The organism is Agrococcus sp. UYP33, assembly GCF_054060915.1.
The window spans coordinates 952248-970501 of the sequence record NZ_JBSSDR010000001.1; the positions used below are offsets into that span (position 1 = coordinate 952248).

An 18254-nucleotide genomic window follows, 5' to 3' on the forward strand; every position below is an offset into this window, starting at 1 on the left:
TCAGTGGAGGGGGACCGCCTCCAGGGGGTCGCCGCGGTCGATGTAGACGGATGCGTCGGGCGTCGTCGCCGCCGCCAGGTGCGCGAGCGCCGCCTGCTCGAGCTCGGGATGCCGGCCGTCGAGCGCGCCGACGCGGATCGCGACGACGAGGTCGAACGGCTGCTCGTCGCGGCGGAGCCGGAACTCCTCGGCGGCGGAGACGCGGAAGTCGAGGCCGCCGCGGTCGGGGGCGCTCTGCGCCGCCGCGATGGCGAGCGGGGAGCGGTCGATGCCCAGCACGTGGCCCTCCGGCCCCACGCGCTCGGCGATCGCGCGGGCGAGCGCGCCAGGGCCGCACCCGACCTCGAGCACGCGCATGCCCGGACGCAGCGGCAGCGCCCGCAGCACCGCCGCGAGCCGCGGCGAGAGATCGGCAGCCATGTCGCCTCCAGGGCATCGAGCATGGCGGTCGACGGCGGCGGGCACAACCGCCTGCCTCAGTAGGAGGGGTCCGTGCTGGTCCGGATCCACGTGCGCTCGGTGATGAAGCGCACGATGTCGGTGTCGGTGCACGGGTTCCCAGCCGCGCTGCAGTCGAGCAGCAGGAGCGTCAGCTCGTCGCCCGCGAGGCTCCACTCGTACGTCGCCCCGGATGCGTCGTTGCCCATCCGCAGCCGGCTCCCGTCGATCGTGAACGGACCGCCGTCGCCCTCCGGCACGCCGTCGACCACCCACACCTCTCCATCGCCGACGAAGCCCTGCCACCACCGGGGGCCGTCGAAGCCGAGGCGGGCACCGGTCAGGTCGCCGATCTCTGCCATCGCCTCCGGTCCCAGCAGCCCTGCGAGGAATGCGCGCTCCTCGGGCGCGTACACGTAGTCCCAGGTGCCGTCGAGCAGGCCGTCGCCGTAGGCGGCTGGGTCGGGCGCTGCGGCCTCGGGCGGCGCCGACCCGGGGCGCGTGGCCTCCATCTCGGCGGTGACCGCGTCCGCATCGGCGGTCGCCGGCGTGATCCGCACCACGGTGACCGCTCCGGGCCAGAAGTCCGCGGGGGCGGCGTTCGCCTGGGCTCCGCCCACCAGCAGGTCGCCGTCGACGCGGATCGGCGCGTCGAACGCCGTGGTCGCCGCCTCGGCGCCGTCGACGTAGAGGGTCATCGCGCCGGCGGCGGCATTGAACGTGCCGGCCAGGTGCACCCACCGCTGGGCATCGGCGACCGCTGCCGCGCCCTGCGCGCGCACGGTGTGGCCCTCCTCGTTGGTGTCGGCGTCCTTCATGCTGAACGCGAATCCGCCCTCGGCGACGCCGAGGTAGAAGCTGCCGGCGACCGAGCCTCGTTGCGAGACCGCCGTGGCGAACGGCTGCACATCCGCGAGGGCGACCCACGCCGAGACGGTGAAGCCCGCGGTCGTGTCGAGCTCGGCGGGTGCGGCGACCGTCGCGTACCCCGTCTGGCCGTCGAGCACCAGGACCCGGTCGACGAGCGTGGCGCCGCCCTCGAGCACGAGCGACGGGTCGGCGTCGGTGGTGAGGAGCGTCCACGCGGGCGCCTCGGAGGTGGCGCACCCGGCGAGCAACACGGCTGCGGTGAGCACGGCGGCGGCGGATGACGTGCGCGGGTGGCGGAGGGTGGTGTCCATGACGCGAGCGTGCCTGGCGTCGGTATCGACGTGACCCGCCTCGGTATGCATGCGGTATGCGGTGGCCCGAGCGCTTGTTGACCGCGCACGGGTGCGGGCAGACAATGCGACCGTGGCGATCCGCGTGCTCGGCAGCACCGCGGTCGACGACGGCGCGCTGAGCCCTCGCGATCGAGCGGTCCTCGCCGCGCTGGCGGTCCGCCCCGGCCTCGCCGTCACGAGTGCAGCGCTCGCGGAGGCGACGTGGGCGGATCGCCTGCCGGACACCTGGCCGAAGCAGCTGCAGGCGACGGTCAGTCGCTTGCGTCGGCTGCTCGGCCGCCGCGCGATCACGACGGCGCCGGATGGCTACGCCCTCGACGCCGCTGCATCGGTCGACTGGCAGCAGTTCGAGCGCGGGCTGGGTTCGGCGCGGCTGCACCTCGACGCCGGCGAGCCGGAGCGGGCGGTGGATGCGTACCAGCGTGCGCTCGCCCTCTGGCGCGGACCACCCTTCGCCGACCTCCCGGACTGGACGGTGGCGCGGGACGCCGCCGAGGCGCTCGAGGAGCTGCGGCGCTCTGGCGAGGAGGAGCTGCAGGCCGCTCACCTCGCGTGCGGTGAGCACCGCAGCGTGCTGGGTGCTGCCGAGCAGCTCGTGCGCGATGCGCCGCTCCGCGAGTCGCGATGGCACCTGCTCGCGCTCGCGAACTACCGCAGCGGGCGGCAGGCCGAGGCGCTCGCGATCCTTCGCGCCGCGCGCCGCACGCTGGCCGACGAGCTGGGGATCGAGCCGGGTCACGACCTTCTGGCGCTCGAGACAGGCATCCTGCGCCAGGACCCCGCGCTCCTCCCACCGAGGCGCACACCGCCTGCGAGCGAGGACTGCCCGTACCGCGGCCTCGCCTCATTCACGATCGAGGACGCCGCCGCCTTCCACGGTCGCACGACCATGGTGCGGTCGGCGACCGCGCGACTCGAGCGATCCGGATTCCTGGCGCTGATCGGCGCGTCGGGGTGCGGCAAGTCGTCGGTCGCCCTGGCCGGGGTCGGCGCGGCGCTCGGTGCCGCGGGCTGGTCGGTCGAGACGGTCGCGCCCTCCGGTGAGGCGACCCGCGCGCTCGAGCGCATGGCGCGCGAACGTGGTGGACGGCGTCTGCTCATCGTCGACCAGTTCGAAGAGGTCTTCCAGCTCTCGCAGCCCGATCGTGACCGCCAGTGCGCGCTCATCGCGGACGCCGCCGACGCGGGGGTGCGCGTGCTGCTGACCGTGCGATCGGACTTCCTCGACCGAGCCGCATCCCTCGACCACGTGGGCGCGCGCATCGCCGCGGACGTGCTCGTGGTCACGACCATGTCGCGCACCGAGCTCCACGAAGCGATCGAGACGCCTGCCCGGGAGGCCGGACTGCGCCTCGAGGCAGGTCTCACCGAGCTGCTGCTCCGCGACGCCGACGGCGCGCGCAGCGCGTTGCCTCTGCTCTCGCATGCGCTCGTCGAGACATGGTCGCGCCGCGAGGGATCGGTGCTCACCGTCTCGGGCTACGAGGATTCGGGCGGCATCGCCGGCGCTGTGGGCCGCTCCGCGGATTCGCTCTACCGCGCGCTCGATCCGACCGACCGTCGGCTGTGCCGCGACATCATGCTCCGGCTCGTCGAGCCCGGGCTGGACGGGCAGCCGGTGCGCCGGCGCCTGGCGGCCGACATGCTCGCCGATGACCCCGCCCGCCGCGCGGTGGTCGCGCGGCTCACCGGCGCCAGGCTCGTGAGCGCCGATGCCGATGCCCTCGTCATCACGCACGAGGCGATCGCCACGGCCTGGCCCCAGTTGCACGCCTGGCTCGAGGAGGACGCCGACGACGCTCGCGCGATGCGGCAGCTCGCGATCGCAGCCCACCGCTGGGCGACCGATGGCGAGCGCCCCGAGGACCTCGTGCGCGGCAGCCGGCTGACCGCGGCGCTCGAGTGGCAGAGGCGCGCCGATCCCGTGCTGACCGCGACGGAGGCGCGGTTCCTGGACGCTTCGGCCGGCACGGAGCGCGAGGCGGCAGCGGCGCTGGAAGCGCGATCGACGCGCGATCGCCGCCAGAACCGCCGGCTGAGCGTCGCGCTCGCGGGCGTCGCCGCGCTGCTCGTGCTCGCGCTCGCCGCCGGGAGCGTGGCGGTGGCTCGCAGCAGCGATGCGGCGCGCAGCGCGGCCGCCGCGAGCGCCGCGCGGGAGGACGCCGCGATCGAGGCGCTGCTGGGGACCTCACTGGCCCTCCGTGGCTCGGAGCGCGACGTCTCGGCGCTCCTGGCCGCGACGCTCTGGCAGCGCTGGCCCGAGGACGTCCGCGCGCGCTCGGCGCTCATGGGCGTCGTGACGGCGAGCGCCGGGCTCGTCAGCACCCGATACCTGGACGCCGACGGCATGACCGGCACCATGACGCCGACCGGGCAGGCGCTCACCGTGGAGGACGGGGAGCGACTCGTGCTGCGGGATCCGCGCACGGGCGGGGTCGTGATCAGCACCGCGGTCGCCCCGGAGCCAGTCGCGGTCGCTGCCAGCGGCGACGGCGCTCGTGCCGCGGTGCTCGGCGTGGATGCGAGCGGCTCGCTCTCCGTCACCCCCTTCTCGCTGCCCGAGCTCGAGCAGGTCGGCGCACCGGTCGTCCTCCCGGCGATGCCGCACGCCATGGCGATTGATGGCGACGGCACCACGATCGCCATGGCCTTGGACGACGGCACCGTCAGCACGATCGACGTGGCGACCGGCGCGTTGCGCAGCAGCCGAGCGCTCGCCCCCGCCGAGCCGCCGCAGGGCAGCTTCGCCTCGGCGCTCGCCTTCACCGCCTCCGGTGCCGTCGTGCTCGGGACGTCCGCTCCCGAGCTCCTCGTGCTCGACCCGGAGACGCTCGGGGTGTCGGGTCGCATCCCGGTGCCGGCGCGCTCCGCGAACAACGCGCTCGTGCGCGTCGCGGACGGCACGATCGTCGGCAGCGGCGAGCTCTCGACCGTGGCGGTCGACCCCGAGCGCGGCGAGGTGCTGTGGGCGCGCGACCTCGACGCGTCCAAGCCCACGGCGTGCCTGTACCTCGCGGCCTCCGCCGCCTCGGGCCTCGTGTACTGCGCGGACGCGTTCGGCGGCGTCAGCGAGCACAGTCTCACCGATGGCTCGCCTACGGGCCGCAGCTTCGACCCGCAGCTGGGCGAGATGGCGGGGGTCAGCCTGACCGCCGACGGCGCACAGCTGCTCGTCATCGGCGCAGCCACTCCGACGCTCTCGCTCTTCCGGACCGACGGCGGCGGCGCGGTCTCGCGCGTCGTCGCGGCCGGCCACGTCGCGTTCGACGGGTTCGGCCTCCACGGCTCGCGGATCGTGGTCGCCGAGCGACCCGCAGACGCGGTCTACGACACCGACATGACGGCGTTCTCGATCTGGGATCCAGCGCTGGATCGGGCAGCCGTCGCGATCCGCGACCCCGTCTGGGGCACCGGATGGCTCGGCGACGACTTGATCATCGCGTTCCGGCCCGCGGACGCGCGCTTCGTGCTGCTGCGCGCATCGACCGGCGCGAGCGTCGATGGCGGCCCGGTGCCGCCGACGAGCGAACGGCTGTGGCCCAGCCCCTCCGGAGCCCGCGCCTACCTGTCGATGGAGAGCGGGTCCGTCGGGGCGATCGACGGGCGGACGGGCGCACTCCTTCCGCTCGCGATCGAGCCGACCGGCGGGCGGGTCCGATGGATCTCGGCGAACGCGGACGACTCGCTGATCGCTGTCACGCGAGAGCTCGACGGCGCGCTCCGCACGGGCATCTTCGACGGCGCCACGGGGGCGCTCGTCGTCGACGCGCTCGACGGCCCCGGCGTGACCGCCTTCGGCGACGACGAGCTGTTCGCCGCCGCCGACAACCGCATCACGCGCCACGACCTCGGCACGCTCGAGCGCACCGGTGCGCTGCCTGGCGCGCGCGGGGAGGTGAACGGGCTGCAGGTCGCCGCCGACGGCGCGACGCTCCTCGCGACCGCCAACGACGAGACGGTCACCCTGTACGACATCGCGTCGGGCCGCCGGCTCGGCGACCCGATCTCGGCCGACGCGCCGCTCATCGCTCAGGGGTTCCTGCACCCTGACGGCGACACGTTCCTCGTCAACGTCGCGCAGGGCGTGCAGCTGTGGGACGCGCGGCCGCAGGCGCACGTCGAGGCAGCCTGCCTCCTCGCCGGTCGTGAGCTGACCGACGAGGAGTGGCAGACCTACCTCTCGTGGCTGCCGGATAGGCAGCCGGTGTGCGCCGGCCTGATCGACGCGGGCTGACACCGACCGCCACGCGGCGCCGCTACATCGCGGCGGTCACCGGCTCGTCACCCGTGGCGACCACGGACAGCTCGTCGCCCGCGACGTCGACGCGCACCGTGCCCGACTCGAGGCCGCCGACGATGAGGTCGGCCACCCTGTCCTCGACCTCGCGCTGGATGAGCCTGCGCAGCGGTCGGGCGCCGAACTCGGGCTCGTACCCGCGCTGCGCGAGCCACGTGAGCGCCGCATCCGTCACGTCGAGCCGCAGCTCCTGCGCCGCGAGGCGGTCGGCGACGCGGTCGAGCAGCAGCGTGACGATCTGCCGCAGCTGCTCGGGCTCGAGCTTCTGGAACAGCACGATCTCGTCGATGCGGTTGATGAGCTCCGGGCGCATCTGCTCGCGCAGCCGCCCCATGACCTTCGCCCGCAGCTCGTCGGCCGAGCCGGTGCCGTCGCCGGCCTGGAAGCCGATCGGCCCCGACTTCGACGCCAGGAACTCCCCGCCGAGGTTCGACGTCATGATCACGACGGTGTTGCGGAAGTCGACCGTGCGGCCCTGGCCGTCGGTGAGCCTGCCGTCCTCGAGCACCTGCAGCAGCAGGTTGAAGACGTCCGGGTGCGCCTTCTCGATCTCGTCGAGCAGCACGACGGAGTAGGGCTGGCGCCGCACCTTCTCGGTGAGCTGGCCCGCCTCGTCGTAGCCGACGTAGCCGGGAGGGGCGCCGATGAGGCGCGCGACCGTGTGCTTCTCGCCGAACTCCGACATGTCGAAGCGCACGAGCGCGCCCTCCGAGCCGAAGAGGCTCGACGCGAGCGACTTCGCGAGCTCGGTCTTGCCGACGCCGGTCGGGCCGAGGAACAGGAACGAGCCGATCGGCCGCCCGGAGTCGCCGAGCCCGGACCGCGAGCGCCGCACGGCCTTCGCGACCGCGGTGACCGCGTCCTCCTGGCCGATGACGCGCTCGTGCAGCTCCTCCTCGAGGCGGGCGAGCCGGGAGCGGTCGCCCTCGGTGAGGCGCGCCGCCGGGATGCCCGTCGCGCGCGCCACGACCTCGGCGATCTCCTCCTCGCCGACCTCGCCGTCCTCGCCCGAGCCGGAGTCGATCGCCGACTGGATCGACGCGATTCGGTCGCGCAGTCGGGTCGCCTCCTCGAACTCCTCGGCCTCGACGGCCTGCCGCTTCTCGTCTTCGAGGTGCTCGCGCTCCTTCGTCAGCGCATCCACGTCGACCTTCGCGCCGAGCCGGAGCCGCAGCCGCGCTCCGGCCTGGTCGATGAGGTCGATCGCCTTGTCGGGCAGGAAGCGGTCGCTGATGTAGCGGTGCGAGAGCTCGACCGCGGCGCGGAGCGCCTCCGGCGTGTACGAGACGCGGTGGTGCTCCTCGTAGGCCGACGCGAGGCCCTCGAGGATGCGCACGGCGTCCTCGACGCTCGGCTCTGCCACGAGCACCGGCTGGAAGCGGCGGGTGAGCGCCGCGTCCTTCTCGATGCGGCGGAACTCCGCGAGCGTCGTCGCGCCGATCATGTGCAGGTCGCCGCGCGCGAGCCGCGGCTTCAGGATGTTGGCGGCATCCATGCCGCCCTCCCCGCCGCCACCGGCGCCGAGGATCGTGTGGAGCTCGTCGATGAAGACGATGAGCTCGTCGCGGTGGGCGGTGATCTCGTCCATCGCCTTCGTGATGCGCTCCTCGAAGTCGCCGCGGTAGCGGGTGCCGGCGACCATCGCGGTGAGGTCGAGCGCGACGACCCGCTTGCCCATGAGCGACTTCGGCACGTCGCCCTCGGCGATCGCGCGGGCGAGCCCCTCGACGATGGCGGTCTTGCCGACGCCGGCCTCGCCGATCAGCACGGGGTTGTTCTTCGTGCGTCGGGAGAGGATCTCGATCGTCTGCTCGATCTCGTCGGCGCGGCCGATGACCGGGTCGACCTTGCCCTCGCGGGCGCGCTCGGTGAGGTCGATGCCGAACTCGTCGAGCGTGGGCGTCGTCGAGCTGGGGTCGACCGCCTTGCTCGGCGTGCGGCCCTGCTGCGACTCGATCGCCTCGCGCTGCGCCTGCGTCGCCGCGCGCTGCAGGGCCTCGGGCGTGATGCCGGCCTCCTGCAGCAGCCCGCCCGCCGCGGTGTCCCCCGCGACGAGGAACGCGAAGAAGAGGTGCTCGGGGTCGATGTAGCTCGAGCCGTTGGCGCGGGCGATCTGGTACGCGTCGCGCAGCGCCCGCTGGGCGGACGGCGTGAGGCTCGGCGGCCCGTCGACCTCGCGCTCGCCGTCGGCCGGCATGCGGCCCTCGATCGCCCCACGGAGCGAGTCGACGTCTGCGCCGGTGCCCTGCACGGCCGTGGCGACCTCGGGCAGCTCGAGCAGCGCCCGCAGCAGGTGGAGCGCGTCGACCTCCGCGTGCCGGTGCTCGCGCGCGTACTCGACGGCGGTCGCCATGACCGAGCTCGTGCGCCGTGAGACGAGTCGGGACAGGTCGATCGCGCGCTGCGCGGGCACGCGCTGTCCCTGGAGGATCCGGGCGATGAAGTCGTCGAACGATCCGTCGCCGATGGGTCCGTAGATGGCTGCCATGTGCATCCCCTCGAAGTCTGTTCGTCGAACTTGAGTCTGCTCGACTCAAGTTAGAACGGGCTGTGAGCGGATGCATTCCCGATCCGTGCGCGCGTGTCGGGGAGGCGGGTCTGCGCCGCTGTTCGGTCAGCCAGCCGCCCGGCGGACGAGCTCGGCGACGCGCTCACGCACCGCGGGGGTGTCGGCGATGAGCGCGTACGACGTCGGCCACATGTCGCCGTCGTCGAGCGCGGCGATGTCCTGGAAGCCGAGGGTGCCGTAGCGCGAGTCGAACTTCGACGCCTGCTGGAAGAAGACGACGACCTTGCCGTCCTTCGCGTACGAGGGGAAGCCGTACCAAGTCTTCGGATCCAGCTGCGGCGCGACCTCGGTGACGACCTCGTGCACCATCTGCGCGATCGACTTGTCGGGCTCCGGGAGCCCGTCGATCGCCTCGAGCGCATCCTGCAGCTCGCGCTCCTTCTTCGTGCCGCCCTTGCGGCTCGCCTGCTTCTTCAGCTCCGCGGCGCGCTGCTTGACCGCCTTGCGCTCGACGTCGGAGAGGGTGTCGTCGGCCATGGGTTCCTCCGTGCTGGTGCGGGTGCGGGATGGGATGCGTCCGCTCGGGTGCCGCTGGTACCGATCATGGCCGCTCAAGACGACGCTCGCTTCTCCGATCCTGATCGTCCACCGCGGTCGAGGCCGCCGTCGCCGCGTTGCGGGATGCCAGCTCGGCGAAGGCGAGGCGCAGCTCCTCGGGCGCGATGACCTCGATGGCGGCGTCGAAGCGTCCGAGCGACGCCGCGAGCGCGATCCACGACCACGAGCCCACGGTGTAGCGGCATCGCTCGGTGTCCAGCTCCTCCACGGTGCCGTCACCCGCGAAGGGGCGCACGCTGCTCGCGGGCGCGTGCAGCACCACGGCGCCGACGCACGGCCATCCGCCGCCCTCGAGCGCTCCCCGGAAGCGCGCGGCGACGAACGCCCTCGCGTCGCCGCCGGGGACGGTCCGCGGCGCGAATCGGAGGCTCGTCGGGTGGCGCGGGACGATGCGGTCCGCGCGGAAGATGCGCCAGTCCGCTCGCTCCAGGTCCCACGCCAGGAGGTACCAGCGGCCGCTCGAGACCAGCAGGTGATGCGGTTCGACGCGTCGCGGGGAGCGACGGCCGCCGTCGGCGGCGGGGCCCGCACCGACCTCGTCGAAGCGGAGGACCTCCCGGGCTCGCACCGCGGTCGACAGCGCGACGAGCACCTCCGGCGCGACGGGCGTCTGCGTCGCGTCACCGGCACGCGGGACCGTCTCGAACTCGACGGCGGCGAGCCGCTGGCGGAGGCGCGGTGGCAGCACGTGCCGCACGGTCAACAGGGCGCGCAGCGCCGCCTCCTCGATACCGGCGCCCGTCGTCGCCGCCGCCTGCAGCGCGAGGGTGAGCGCGACGACCTGCTCGTCGTCGAACAGCAGCGGCGGCAGCTCGCTCCCCGCGTCGAGGCGGTAGCCGCCTTCCGGTCCCATCGCCCCTCGGATGCCGTAGCCCATGGTGCGCAGCCGGTCGACGTCGCGCCGCACCGTGCGCGGGCTCACCTGGAGCCGTTCGGCGAGGCTCGTGCCCGGCCACTCCCGCCCGGTCTGCAGCAGGGAGAGGAGTGTGAGGAGGCGGGACGTCGCCGTCTCGCGCTCGATCGTCGACCGCTGCGGAGTCATGCGCTGAACATAGCCGCAGTGGAGGACAGAAACTGACCTAGACGGCTGGGAGCGTCGACACCGTCGGAGAGAGCCTCCGGCACGACCGAGGAGCAGCCATGAGCACGACGACCACCATCCACCTCAACCGCCGCGGCGACGCCCGCGCAGTCCTGGAGTTCTACCAGCGGGTACTCCAGGGCGAGCTCACGCTCGCCACCTACGCCGACCTCGGCATGCCGCGCGACCTCGCGGACGCCGACCGCATCGTCTTCGGGCAGGTCGACGCGGACGGGTCGAGGCTGATGGCCTACGACATCCCCGGCGCGGTCGGTGGGGCGGCGCCGGCGGGCGAGACCCGCCGGGAGCACGGCACCACCATCACGAGCGAGCCGTTCTTCGTGTCGCTCTCCGGCGAGACGCTCGACGAGGTCGCGGCGCTGTGGGAGCGGCTCGCCGACGGCGCGGCGGTCATCGAGCCCCTCGCCGCATCTGCCTGGAGCCCCGGCTTCGGCATGCTGACCGACCGCTTCGGCGTGACCTGGACGATCGGCGTCTCGCCCGCGCGCAGCGAGGCGCCTGGCGCGTGACGGTCGCGCGCTCCTGAGCGCCGGCACAGGGAGCGGCGGGTCCGCGTCGGGACCCGCGGGAATCGCGCCAGGCGCCCGCGGGTTCCCTCCGACATGCGCAAGCGGATCGGGTTCCTCTCCTTCGGCCACTACCGCGACGTGCCCGGCTCGCGCGTGCCGACCGCCGGCGACAGCCTGCGGATGCACGTCGAGCTCGCGGTCGCGGCGGAGGAGGCCGGCTTCGACGGCGCCTGGGTGCGCGTGCATCACTTCGACCAGTCGCTCGCGACGCCCTACCCGCTGCTCGCCGCGATGGCGGCACGAACGAGCACGCTCGAGCTCGGCACCGGCGTCATCGACCTGCGCTACGAGCAGCCGCTCGCCATGACCGAGCTCGCGTCGGCGACCGACCTGCTCGCGGACGGCCGCCTGCAGCTCGGCATCTCGCGCGGCTCACCCGAGCGCGCCACCGACGGCCAGGAGCGATTCGGCCTCGGCCTCGCGCCCGGCGGCAGCTGGTCGGACGAGGCGCGAGCGCGCGCCGACCGCTTCCGCCGCGCGCTGCGCGGTGAGCCGGTGGCGCGATCCGAGCGCGCGGTCGAGCTCGCGCAGGGGCCGGACCTGCCGGTCGAGCCGCGCTCTCCCGGGCTCGCCGACCGGCTGTGGTGGGGCGCCGGGAACCACGCGTCCGGGCTCTGGGCGGCCGAGCACGGCTACCACCTGCTCTCCTCGACCCTGCTGACGCAGGACGACGGGCGCCCCTTTCACGTGCAGCAGGCGGACCAGGTGCGCGCCTACCTCGACGTGCACGCGGGCGCGGGTCACGGCATCCGCCCGCGCACGGCGGTGACGCGCAGCGCCTTCCCGATCGTGTCGGACGACGATCGGCGCTACTTCGGCCTCGCCGACGAGCAGCGCGACGGCACCGGGCGCATCGAGGGCGGCGCCGTGCGCGGCGGACCGACGTACGCGGGCGACCCCGAGCACGTCGCTCGGCGCCTGCTCGCCGATGAGGCCGTGCAGGCGGCCGACACCGTGCTGTTCGCGCTGCCGAGCCAGCTCGGCCTGGACTACAACGCGCACCTCTTCACGTCGCTCGCGGCCGTCGCGCGCGAGCTCGGCTGGCTCGAGGGCTGACGCCCGGATCAGTCCACCGCCTCGCCCGCGAGCGCCTTCGCGGCGAGCCGCTCCTCGCCCGCCGCCTCCCACACCTCCCATGCCGCGTGCGCGGCGAGCACGGTGATGACCGCGCCGAGGACGATGTCCGGCCAGCCGCTCGCGGTCCAGGCCGTGACGAGCCCCATCGCGATGATCAGCAGGTTGACGATCACGTCGTTCCGGGCGGAGAGGAAGGCCGCCTTCGACAGCGAGCCGCTCATCCGTCGCACGCGCGCGAGCACGAGCGCGCTCAGGAGGTTGACGACCGCGGCGCCTCCGGCCGTGATCACGAGCAGCGGCACGTCCGGCGGCGTCGGGTCCGACGCCTTCACGACCACCTGCCAAGCGGCGACCGCCGCGGGGACGAGGATGATGCCGGCCATCACGCGACCGGCGAGCGCCTGCGCCCCGAGCGACCAGCCCAGCGCGATAACGATGAGCACGTTGATCGCGGTGTCCTCGAGGAAGTCGGCGCTGTCGGCGAGCAGCGACACCGAGCCGATCGCGAGCGCGACGCCCATCTCGACGAAGCAGTAGGCGAGGTTGAGCGCAGCGACGACGAGGGAGGCGCGTCGCAGCGCGCGCACGCGGTCTCGGTCGGTCACGGGGCGAGCATGCCACCCGCGCCGGGTCGGCGCACGCCAGCCGCGACTACGGGATCCAGACGGTGATCGGCCGGGCGGTGATGCGCCGCGCGTGACCCAGCATCGACGCCCACAGCTTGATCTCGTCGCCGGGCTGCCGGGCGTACCGCGTGCCGTGCCCGTCGGTGATCTCCGTCGTGACCTGCACCTCGAACGACACGCCGATCGCGTAGGTGCGGCCGCCCTGGAGCTGCACATCGACGGTCAGGTCGTCGAACGCGTACTCGTCCCGATCCACGGGCGAGTACCCGGCCCCCGTGATGCGCTGCTTCACGAGCACGCGGGACCCGTAGGGACGCAGGAGCTCCCAGCTGCCGTCCGCGGGATTCACCTGCCACGCCACGAGGTACGCCTGGCAGCGATACGCGACGCTGCCGTAGCCGTTGCCGGTCGGCAAGAACCACCAGCGCCACTCGGTCGTCACGTCGATGTCCGCGCCCAGCCGGTAGGTCGCGAGCGACTCCGTCGGGCGGAGGTAGATGCCCGTGCGCGCGATGCCGAGGTCCGGCGGGCCGAGGTGCGACGTGTTGCCCCACGCGAAGAGCGCGCCGGTGCTGCTGGACGCGTGGCTGCCCGCCGGCTGCCCGCCGATCGTGTTCTGCGCCGCCCAGTCGTACCGGTTGTCGATCGGCGGTGCCACCGGCCAGAACTCGCGGTGGTCCACGTCGGTGGGGATGAACCAGGACGGGGGCCACGAGAGCGTGAAGACGGGGCCGGGGCGGAACGTCTTGGAGAGCAGCGCGCGATAGCCGTCGAGCGCACGCAGCTGCGCCTCCCTCACCTCGGCGTCGGCCGCGTCGATGGCCAGCTCGAGCGCCGCGTGCGCATCGGCGAGCCCCTCGATGGCCGGCGGGCGGATGCCCTCCTGCGGCGGCTCGAGGCGGTCGAGCGGGATCTCGTGCCGAGCGGTGGACGTGTCGAGCGGATCCGTCATGGTGCGTCCTCATGTCGGGTCGGTCGGCGCCGCGCGCCGAGCCCCCGCCCGGCTCTTCGCGCTCAGCTTGGCCGCCCGCTGTGCGCGCGTCGAGATCCCAATCCGCCGAGGTCGCGGTGCGCCGCCTCCGGCTGCCGTCAGCGTGCGACGTCCCCGCCCACCGCCCCTCGGTGCTCGGCGACCTCGCGGTAGTAGTCGATGAGCTCGAGCCCCGCGGCCGCCGCGTCGTCGAGGACGACGAGCGCGTTCGGGTGCAGCTGCAGCGCCGTGCAGGGCCAGCGCGCGGAGACGGCGCCCTCGACCATCTCGCGCACCGCGGGCGCCTTCGCGGCGCCGGTCGCGATGACGATCGCCTGCCTCGACTCCAGGATCGTGCCGAGTCCCTGCGTCAGGCAGTGGCGGGGCACGGCGTCGACGTCGCCGGCGAAGAAGCGCGCGTTGTCGCGCCGCGTCTGCGCGGTGAGCGTCTTGACGCGCGTGCGCGACGCGAACGACGATGCCGGCTCGTTGAACGCGATGTGGCCGGTCGTGCCCACGCCGAGCAGCTGCAGGTCGATGCCGCCGGCGGCCTGGATCGCGCGCTCGAAGGCGGCGCACGCGGCGGCCAGGTCGCTGGCGCCGCCATCCGGGCCCAGCACGGCGCCGGGCGCGAAGTCGACGCGCGAGACGAGCTCGTCGTGGATGACCGCGCGGTACGACCGCGGGTCGTCGGGCGCGAGGCCGACGTACTCGTCGAGCGTGAAGCCCCGCGCGCCGGCGAAGGTCACTCGTCCATCCCGCACGCGCGCCGCGAGCTCGTCGTACACGCGCAGCGGGCTCGATCCCGTCGCGAGGCCGAGCACCGCATCCGGCCGGCGGGCGAGCAGCGCCTGCACCTCGTCGGCGACCAGCGCGCCGATCGCGTCGGCATCGGTGACGATGATCTCCATCGGGCTCCCTGCGGTCGTCGGCGGCGCGTCGAAGAAGCATCCCGTGCCCTGCTGAGGGATGCCTCCCCGACGCGCCAGCGCTGACGACGGACGGCGCTCGGCGCCGGATCAGCGCGGGTGCACGCCCTCGGCGAACTCCTCGATGATCTTCGCGTTGAAGGCGGGCAGGTCGTCGGGCGTGCGGCTCGACACGAGGCCCTGGTCGGTCACGACCTCCTCGTCGACCCACGTCGCGCCCGCGTTCTGCAGGTCGGTCCGCAGCGTCGGGTAGCTCGTGATGGTGCGGCCGGAGACGCCGCCCGCCTCGATGAGGATCCAGGCGCCGTGGCAGATCACGCCGATCGGCTTGCCGGACTCCACGAAGCGCTGCACGAGCTGCACCGACGGCTGGTCGATGCGCAGGTGGTCGGCGTTCACGACGCCGCCCGGGAGGACGAGCGCGTCGAAGTCGTCGGCGCTCGCATCGGCCGAGACCGCGTCGACCGCCTGCGTGTGACCGTTCTTGCCCTCGACCTGGCCGTCCTTCGGCGCGATCAGGGTCGGCAGGGCGCCGGCGCCCTGCACGGCCTCCCAGGGGCTGGTGAGCTCCGAGTCCTCGAAGCCGTCCGTGAGGATGAACGCGACCTTCTTGCCGGTGATGTCAGCCATGGCTGTGCTCCTTCCAGTTGGGGTACGCCGGGGACGATACCCCGGGCGCATCCGCGCCGCGTGTGAGTCCGCAGCGAGCGCGACGATCGCGCCGGATCGTGTGGGCGGCCGGTCGTAGCGTGGCCGTGACGGGGCGATCGGCGACCCGTCGGAGGGCTCCAGCGATGGCAGGGAGGGCACGATGCGCGGCTCGAACGACACCGCTGTAGTTCCCGCCCGGCGTGTCGCGGATCGAGTTTCCGGGTCGTGCACAGGCCGTCGCCACCGCTCTCCACAGGCTTTTCCGCGTCGTTCCGCGGCGGGAATCACAACCTGGGGACGGTTGTTGAAACAGGTGTGGAGAAACACACCATCTTGTGTCGTTGCTCCGCCGCAGACCCCACATATAGTGGGAGCCCGGCAACGGCCGGACTGCTTCCCAGCACACGCACCACACGAGAACACACACGAGGAGTGCCGCTCATGACCGTCACCGTCTACTCCAAGCCGGCTTGCGTCCAGTGCACGATGACCACCCGCGCGCTCGACGCGCAGGGCATCGAGTACCAGATCTTCGACGTCACCGCCGATGACAAGGCGCTCCAGACCGTCAAGGACCTCGGCTACATGCAGGCGCCCGTCGTCATCGCCGACGAGCAGCACTGGTCGGGCTTCCAGCCCGACCGCATCAAGGCGATCCTCGCGGCCTGAGCCGCATCGCCGTCGTGGAGGCTGCCGTGAGCGAGGTCGTCTACTTCTCGAGCGTCTCGGGCAACACCGCCCGGTTCGTCGAGAAGCTCGGACGGCCCGCCTCGCGCATCCCCCTCTACGCCACCGAGCCGCCCCTCGAGCAGCGTGAGCCCTACGTGCTCATCGTGCCGACGTACGGCGGCGGCGACGGCAAGGGCGCTGTGCCCAAGCAGGTCATCCGGTTCCTCAACGACGAGCAGAACCGGCAGCACCTGCGCGGCGTGATCAGTGCCGGCAACACGAACTTCGGTGCGGGCTACGGACTGGCGGGCGACATCATCGCCAAGAAGTGCCACGTGCCCCACCTCTACCGCTTCGAGCTCTTCGGAACCCCCGACGACGTGCGCGTCGTGAACGATGGATTGGATGCACTATGGCAACGGTGACGCCAGAGATGACGACGGGCAAGACGTCCGTGATGGACTACCACTCGCTGAACGCGATGCTCAACCTCTACGGACCGGACGGCAAGATCCAGTTCGAGAAGGACCGCGAGGCTGCGAACCAGTACTTCCTGCAGCACGTCAACCAGAACACGGTCTTCTTCCACTCGCTGAAGGAGAAGCTCGACTACCTGGTCGAGAACGAGTACTACGAGCAGGAGGTGCTCGACCAGTACTCCTTCGAGTTCATCAAGTCGCTCATGAAGCGCGCCTACGGCTACAAGTTCCGCTTCCCGACGTTCCTCGGGGCGTTCAAGTACTACACCTCGTACACGCTCAAGACGTTCGACGGCAAGCGCTACCTCGAGCGCTACGAGGACCGCGTCGTCAACGTCGCGCTCGCGCTCGCCGAGGGCAGCGAGCCGCTCGCCGAGGCCTACGTCGACGAGATGGTGAACGGCCGCTTCCAGCCGGCCACCCCGACGTTCCTCAACGCGGGCAAGAAGCAGCGCGGCGAGCTCGTCTCCTGCTTCCTCCTCCGCATCGAGGACAACATGGAGTCGATCGGCCGCTCGATCAACTCGGCGCTGCAGCTCTCGAAGCGCGGGGGCGGCGTGGCGTTCAACCTCACGAACATCCGTGAGTACGGCGCCCCGATCAAGCAGATCCAGAACCAGTCCTCCGGCGTCATCCCCGTGATGAAGCTGTTCGAAGACAGCTTCTCGTACGCGAACCAGCTCGGTGCCCGTCAGGGTGCGGGCGCGGTGTACCTGCAGGCGCACCACCCCGACATCATGCGGTTCCTCGACACGAAGCGTGAGAACGCCGACGAGAAGATCCGCATCAAGACGCTGTCGCTCGGCGTCGTCGTGCCCGACATCACGTTCGACCTCGCCAAGAAGGGCGAGGACATGTACCTCTTCTCGCCCTACGACGTCGAGCGCGTCTACGGCGTGCCCTTCAGCGACATCTCGGTGACCGAGAAGTACCACGAGATGGTCGACGACGCCCGGATCACGAAGACGAAGATCAACGCGCGGGAGTTCTTCCAGACGCTCGCCGAGATCCAGTTCGAGTCGGGCTACCCCTACATCATGTTCGAGGACACGGTGAACCGGGCCAACCCGATCGACGGCCGCATCAACATGTCGAACCTGTGCAGCGAGATCCTGCAGGTCAACACGCCGTCGACCTACGACGACGACCTCGACTACGAGTCCGTCGGCAAGGACATCTCCTGCAACCTCGGCTCGATGAACATCGCGCTGTCGATGGACTCGCCCGACTTCGGCAAGACGGTCGAGACGGCCATCCGCGCGCTGACGGCGGTCTCCGACCAGTCGAACATCGGCTCGGTGCCCTCGATCGCCCGCGGCAACTCGATGAGCCACGCCATCGGCCTCGGCCAGATGAACCTGCACGGCTACCTCGGCCGCGAGCGCATCCACTACGGCTCCGAGGAGGGGCTCGACTTCACGAACATCTACTTCTACACGGTGCTGTTCCACGCCCTCCGGGCGTCGAACCTGCTCGCGCAGGAGAAGGGCCAGACGTTCGAGGGCTTCGAGCGCTCGAAGTACGCGTCGGGCGAGTTCTTCGAGAAGTACACGCAGCAGGAGTGGAAGCCGGCGACGGCCCGGGTGCAGGAGCTGTTCGACACGTCGAACATCCACATCCCGACGCAGGAGGACTGGCGCGCGCTGCAGGCGCTCGTGCAGCAGCACGGCATCTACAACCAGAACCTGCAGGCGGTGCCCCCGACCGGCTCGATCTCGTACATCAACAACTCGACGTCGTCGATCCACCCGATCGCGTCGAAGATCGAGATCCGCAAGGAGGGCAAGCTCGGGCGCGTCTACTACCCGGCGCCGTTCATGACGAACGACAACCTGGAGTACTTCCAGGACGCCTACGAGATCGGCGCCGAGAAGATCATCGACACCTACGCCGCGGCCACGCAGCACGTCGACCAGGGCCTGTCGCTCACGCTGTTCTTCAAGGACACCGCGACGACGCGCGACATCAACAAGGCGCAGATCTACGCATGGCGCAAGGGCATCAAGACCATCTACTACATCCGTCTCCGCCAGCTCGCGCTGGAGGGGACTGAGGTGGATGGCTGCGTCTCCTGCATGCTGTGACGCCGACGACGAG

The 18254-nt window shown here is 72.1% G+C and carries 15 protein-coding genes; 6 read left to right on the forward strand and 9 right to left on the reverse strand.

The features are described 5' to 3' along the window. Both ACVWW9_RS04640 and ACVWW9_RS04645 read right to left on the reverse strand, forming a co-directional pair. Nucleotides 1-420, reverse strand: coding sequence for an SAM-dependent methyltransferase (locus ACVWW9_RS04640; protein WP_456514585.1), 420 nt, complete (start codon nt 418-420; stop codon nt 1-3). 56 nt (nt 421-476) lie between these two features. Beyond that, the gene (locus tag ACVWW9_RS04645; RefSeq protein ID WP_456514586.1) at nt 477-1619 is read right to left on the reverse strand and encodes a LamG domain-containing protein; all 1143 of its coding nucleotides are present in this window, start codon (nt 1617-1619) and stop codon (nt 477-479) included. A 112-nt stretch (nt 1620-1731) separates the two neighbouring features. On the opposite strand from ACVWW9_RS04645, the gene ACVWW9_RS04650 reads away from it, so the two are divergent. Next, nucleotides 1732-5895, forward strand: coding sequence for an nSTAND1 domain-containing NTPase (locus tag ACVWW9_RS04650; RefSeq protein WP_456514587.1), 4164 nt, complete (start codon nt 1732-1734; stop codon nt 5893-5895). A 22-nt stretch (nt 5896-5917) separates the two neighbouring features. On the opposite strand, the gene ACVWW9_RS04655 is transcribed toward ACVWW9_RS04650, so the two are convergent. The 3 genes from ACVWW9_RS04655 to ACVWW9_RS04665 all read right to left on the reverse strand — a co-directional run bounded on the left by ACVWW9_RS04655 (nt 5918) and on the right by ACVWW9_RS04665 (nt 10127). Then, nucleotides 5918-8446 carry an ATP-dependent Clp protease ATP-binding subunit gene (locus tag ACVWW9_RS04655; protein ID WP_456514588.1) on the reverse strand — a complete coding sequence of 843 codons (2529 nt, stop codon included), beginning with the start codon at nt 8444-8446 and terminating at the stop codon, nt 5918-5920. 126 nt (nt 8447-8572) lie between these two features. Beyond that, nucleotides 8573-9004 carry an iron chaperone gene (locus tag ACVWW9_RS04660; protein ID WP_456514589.1) on the reverse strand — a complete coding sequence of 144 codons (432 nt, stop codon included), beginning with the start codon at nt 9002-9004 and terminating at the stop codon, nt 8573-8575. A 64-nt stretch (nt 9005-9068) separates the two neighbouring features. Continuing rightward, nucleotides 9069-10127 (reverse strand): helix-turn-helix transcriptional regulator, encoded by a 1059-nt coding sequence (locus tag ACVWW9_RS04665; protein WP_456514590.1) that lies wholly within the window; start codon nt 10125-10127, stop codon nt 9069-9071. Nucleotides 10128-10225: 98 nt separating this feature from the next. Between ACVWW9_RS04665 and ACVWW9_RS04670 the strand changes: the two genes are divergently transcribed. Both ACVWW9_RS04670 and ACVWW9_RS04675 read left to right on the forward strand, forming a co-directional pair. Beyond that, on the forward strand, nt 10226-10696 hold the full coding sequence (locus tag ACVWW9_RS04670; RefSeq protein ID WP_456514591.1) for a VOC family protein: 471 nt from the start codon (nt 10226-10228) through the stop codon (nt 10694-10696). A 93-nt stretch (nt 10697-10789) separates the two neighbouring features. Beyond that, entirely contained in the window at nt 10790-11812 is a 1023-nt protein-coding gene (locus ACVWW9_RS04675; protein WP_456514592.1) for an LLM class flavin-dependent oxidoreductase, read from the forward strand. Nucleotides 11813-11820: 8 nt separating this feature from the next. Here ACVWW9_RS04675 and ACVWW9_RS04680 read toward each other — a convergent pair whose 3' ends face one another. From ACVWW9_RS04680 to ACVWW9_RS04695, 4 genes are all read right to left on the reverse strand, one after another. Continuing rightward, nucleotides 11821-12438, reverse strand: coding sequence for a cation transporter (locus tag ACVWW9_RS04680; protein ID WP_456514593.1), 618 nt, complete (start codon nt 12436-12438; stop codon nt 11821-11823). 46 nt (nt 12439-12484) lie between these two features. Further along, the gene (locus ACVWW9_RS04685; RefSeq protein WP_456514594.1) at nt 12485-13411 is read right to left on the reverse strand and encodes a hypothetical protein; all 927 of its coding nucleotides are present in this window, start codon (nt 13409-13411) and stop codon (nt 12485-12487) included. Nucleotides 13412-13548: 137 nt separating this feature from the next. Beyond that, nucleotides 13549-14340 (reverse strand): glucosamine-6-phosphate deaminase, encoded by a 792-nt coding sequence (nagB, locus tag ACVWW9_RS04690; protein ID WP_456514595.1) that lies wholly within the window; start codon nt 14338-14340, stop codon nt 13549-13551. Between the two features lie 108 nt (nt 14341-14448). Then, nucleotides 14449-14988: a type 1 glutamine amidotransferase domain-containing protein gene (locus ACVWW9_RS04695; RefSeq protein ID WP_354257788.1), complete on the reverse strand. Its 540-nt coding sequence runs from the start codon at nt 14986-14988 to the stop codon at nt 14449-14451. Between the two features lie 462 nt (nt 14989-15450). Between ACVWW9_RS04695 and nrdH the strand changes: the two genes are divergently transcribed. The 3 genes from nrdH to nrdE are packed head-to-tail and all read left to right on the forward strand — an operon-like array spanning nt 15451 to nt 18241. Next, on the forward strand, nt 15451-15678 hold the full coding sequence (nrdH, locus tag ACVWW9_RS04700) for a glutaredoxin-like protein NrdH (RefSeq protein ID WP_123696556.1): 228 nt from the start codon (nt 15451-15453) through the stop codon (nt 15676-15678). Nucleotides 15679-15704: 26 nt separating this feature from the next. Continuing rightward, nucleotides 15705-16103 carry a class Ib ribonucleoside-diphosphate reductase assembly flavoprotein NrdI gene (gene nrdI / locus ACVWW9_RS04705; RefSeq protein ID WP_123696557.1) on the forward strand — a complete coding sequence of 133 codons (399 nt, stop codon included), beginning with the start codon at nt 15705-15707 and terminating at the stop codon, nt 16101-16103. Nucleotides 16104-16111: 8 nt separating this feature from the next. Continuing rightward, nucleotides 16112-18241 (forward strand): class 1b ribonucleoside-diphosphate reductase subunit alpha, encoded by a 2130-nt coding sequence (gene nrdE, locus ACVWW9_RS04710; protein ID WP_456515404.1) that lies wholly within the window; start codon nt 16112-16114, stop codon nt 18239-18241. The last annotated feature ends 13 nt before the right edge of the window (nt 18242-18254 follow it).

Coding starts and splice junctions, on each gene's coding strand:
- ACVWW9_RS04640 (WP_456514585.1), bottom strand. CDS start 420: ATGGCTGCCGATCTCTCGCCGCGGCTCGCGGCGGTGCTGCGGGCGCTG.
- ACVWW9_RS04645 (WP_456514586.1), bottom strand. CDS start 1,619: ATGGACACCACCCTCCGCCACCCGCGCACGTCATCCGCCGCCGCCGTG.
- ACVWW9_RS04655 (WP_456514588.1), bottom strand. CDS start 8,446: ATGGCAGCCATCTACGGACCCATCGGCGACGGATCGTTCGACGACTTC.
- ACVWW9_RS04660 (WP_456514589.1), bottom strand. CDS start 9,004: ATGGCCGACGACACCCTCTCCGACGTCGAGCGCAAGGCGGTCAAGCAG.
- ACVWW9_RS04665 (WP_456514590.1), bottom strand. CDS start 10,127: ATGACTCCGCAGCGGTCGACGATCGAGCGCGAGACGGCGACGTCCCGC.
- ACVWW9_RS04670 (WP_456514591.1), top strand. CDS start 10,226: ATGAGCACGACGACCACCATCCACCTCAACCGCCGCGGCGACGCCCGC.
- ACVWW9_RS04675 (WP_456514592.1), top strand. CDS start 10,790: ATGCGCAAGCGGATCGGGTTCCTCTCCTTCGGCCACTACCGCGACGTG.
- ACVWW9_RS04685 (WP_456514594.1), bottom strand. CDS start 13,411: ATGACGGATCCGCTCGACACGTCCACCGCTCGGCACGAGATCCCGCTC.
- nagB (WP_456514595.1), bottom strand. CDS start 14,340: ATGGAGATCATCGTCACCGATGCCGACGCGATCGGCGCGCTGGTCGCC.
- ACVWW9_RS04695 (WP_354257788.1), bottom strand. CDS start 14,988: ATGGCTGACATCACCGGCAAGAAGGTCGCGTTCATCCTCACGGACGGC.
- nrdH (WP_123696556.1), top strand. CDS start 15,451: ATGACCGTCACCGTCTACTCCAAGCCGGCTTGCGTCCAGTGCACGATG.
- nrdE (WP_456515404.1), top strand. CDS start 16,112: ATGACGACGGGCAAGACGTCCGTGATGGACTACCACTCGCTGAACGCG.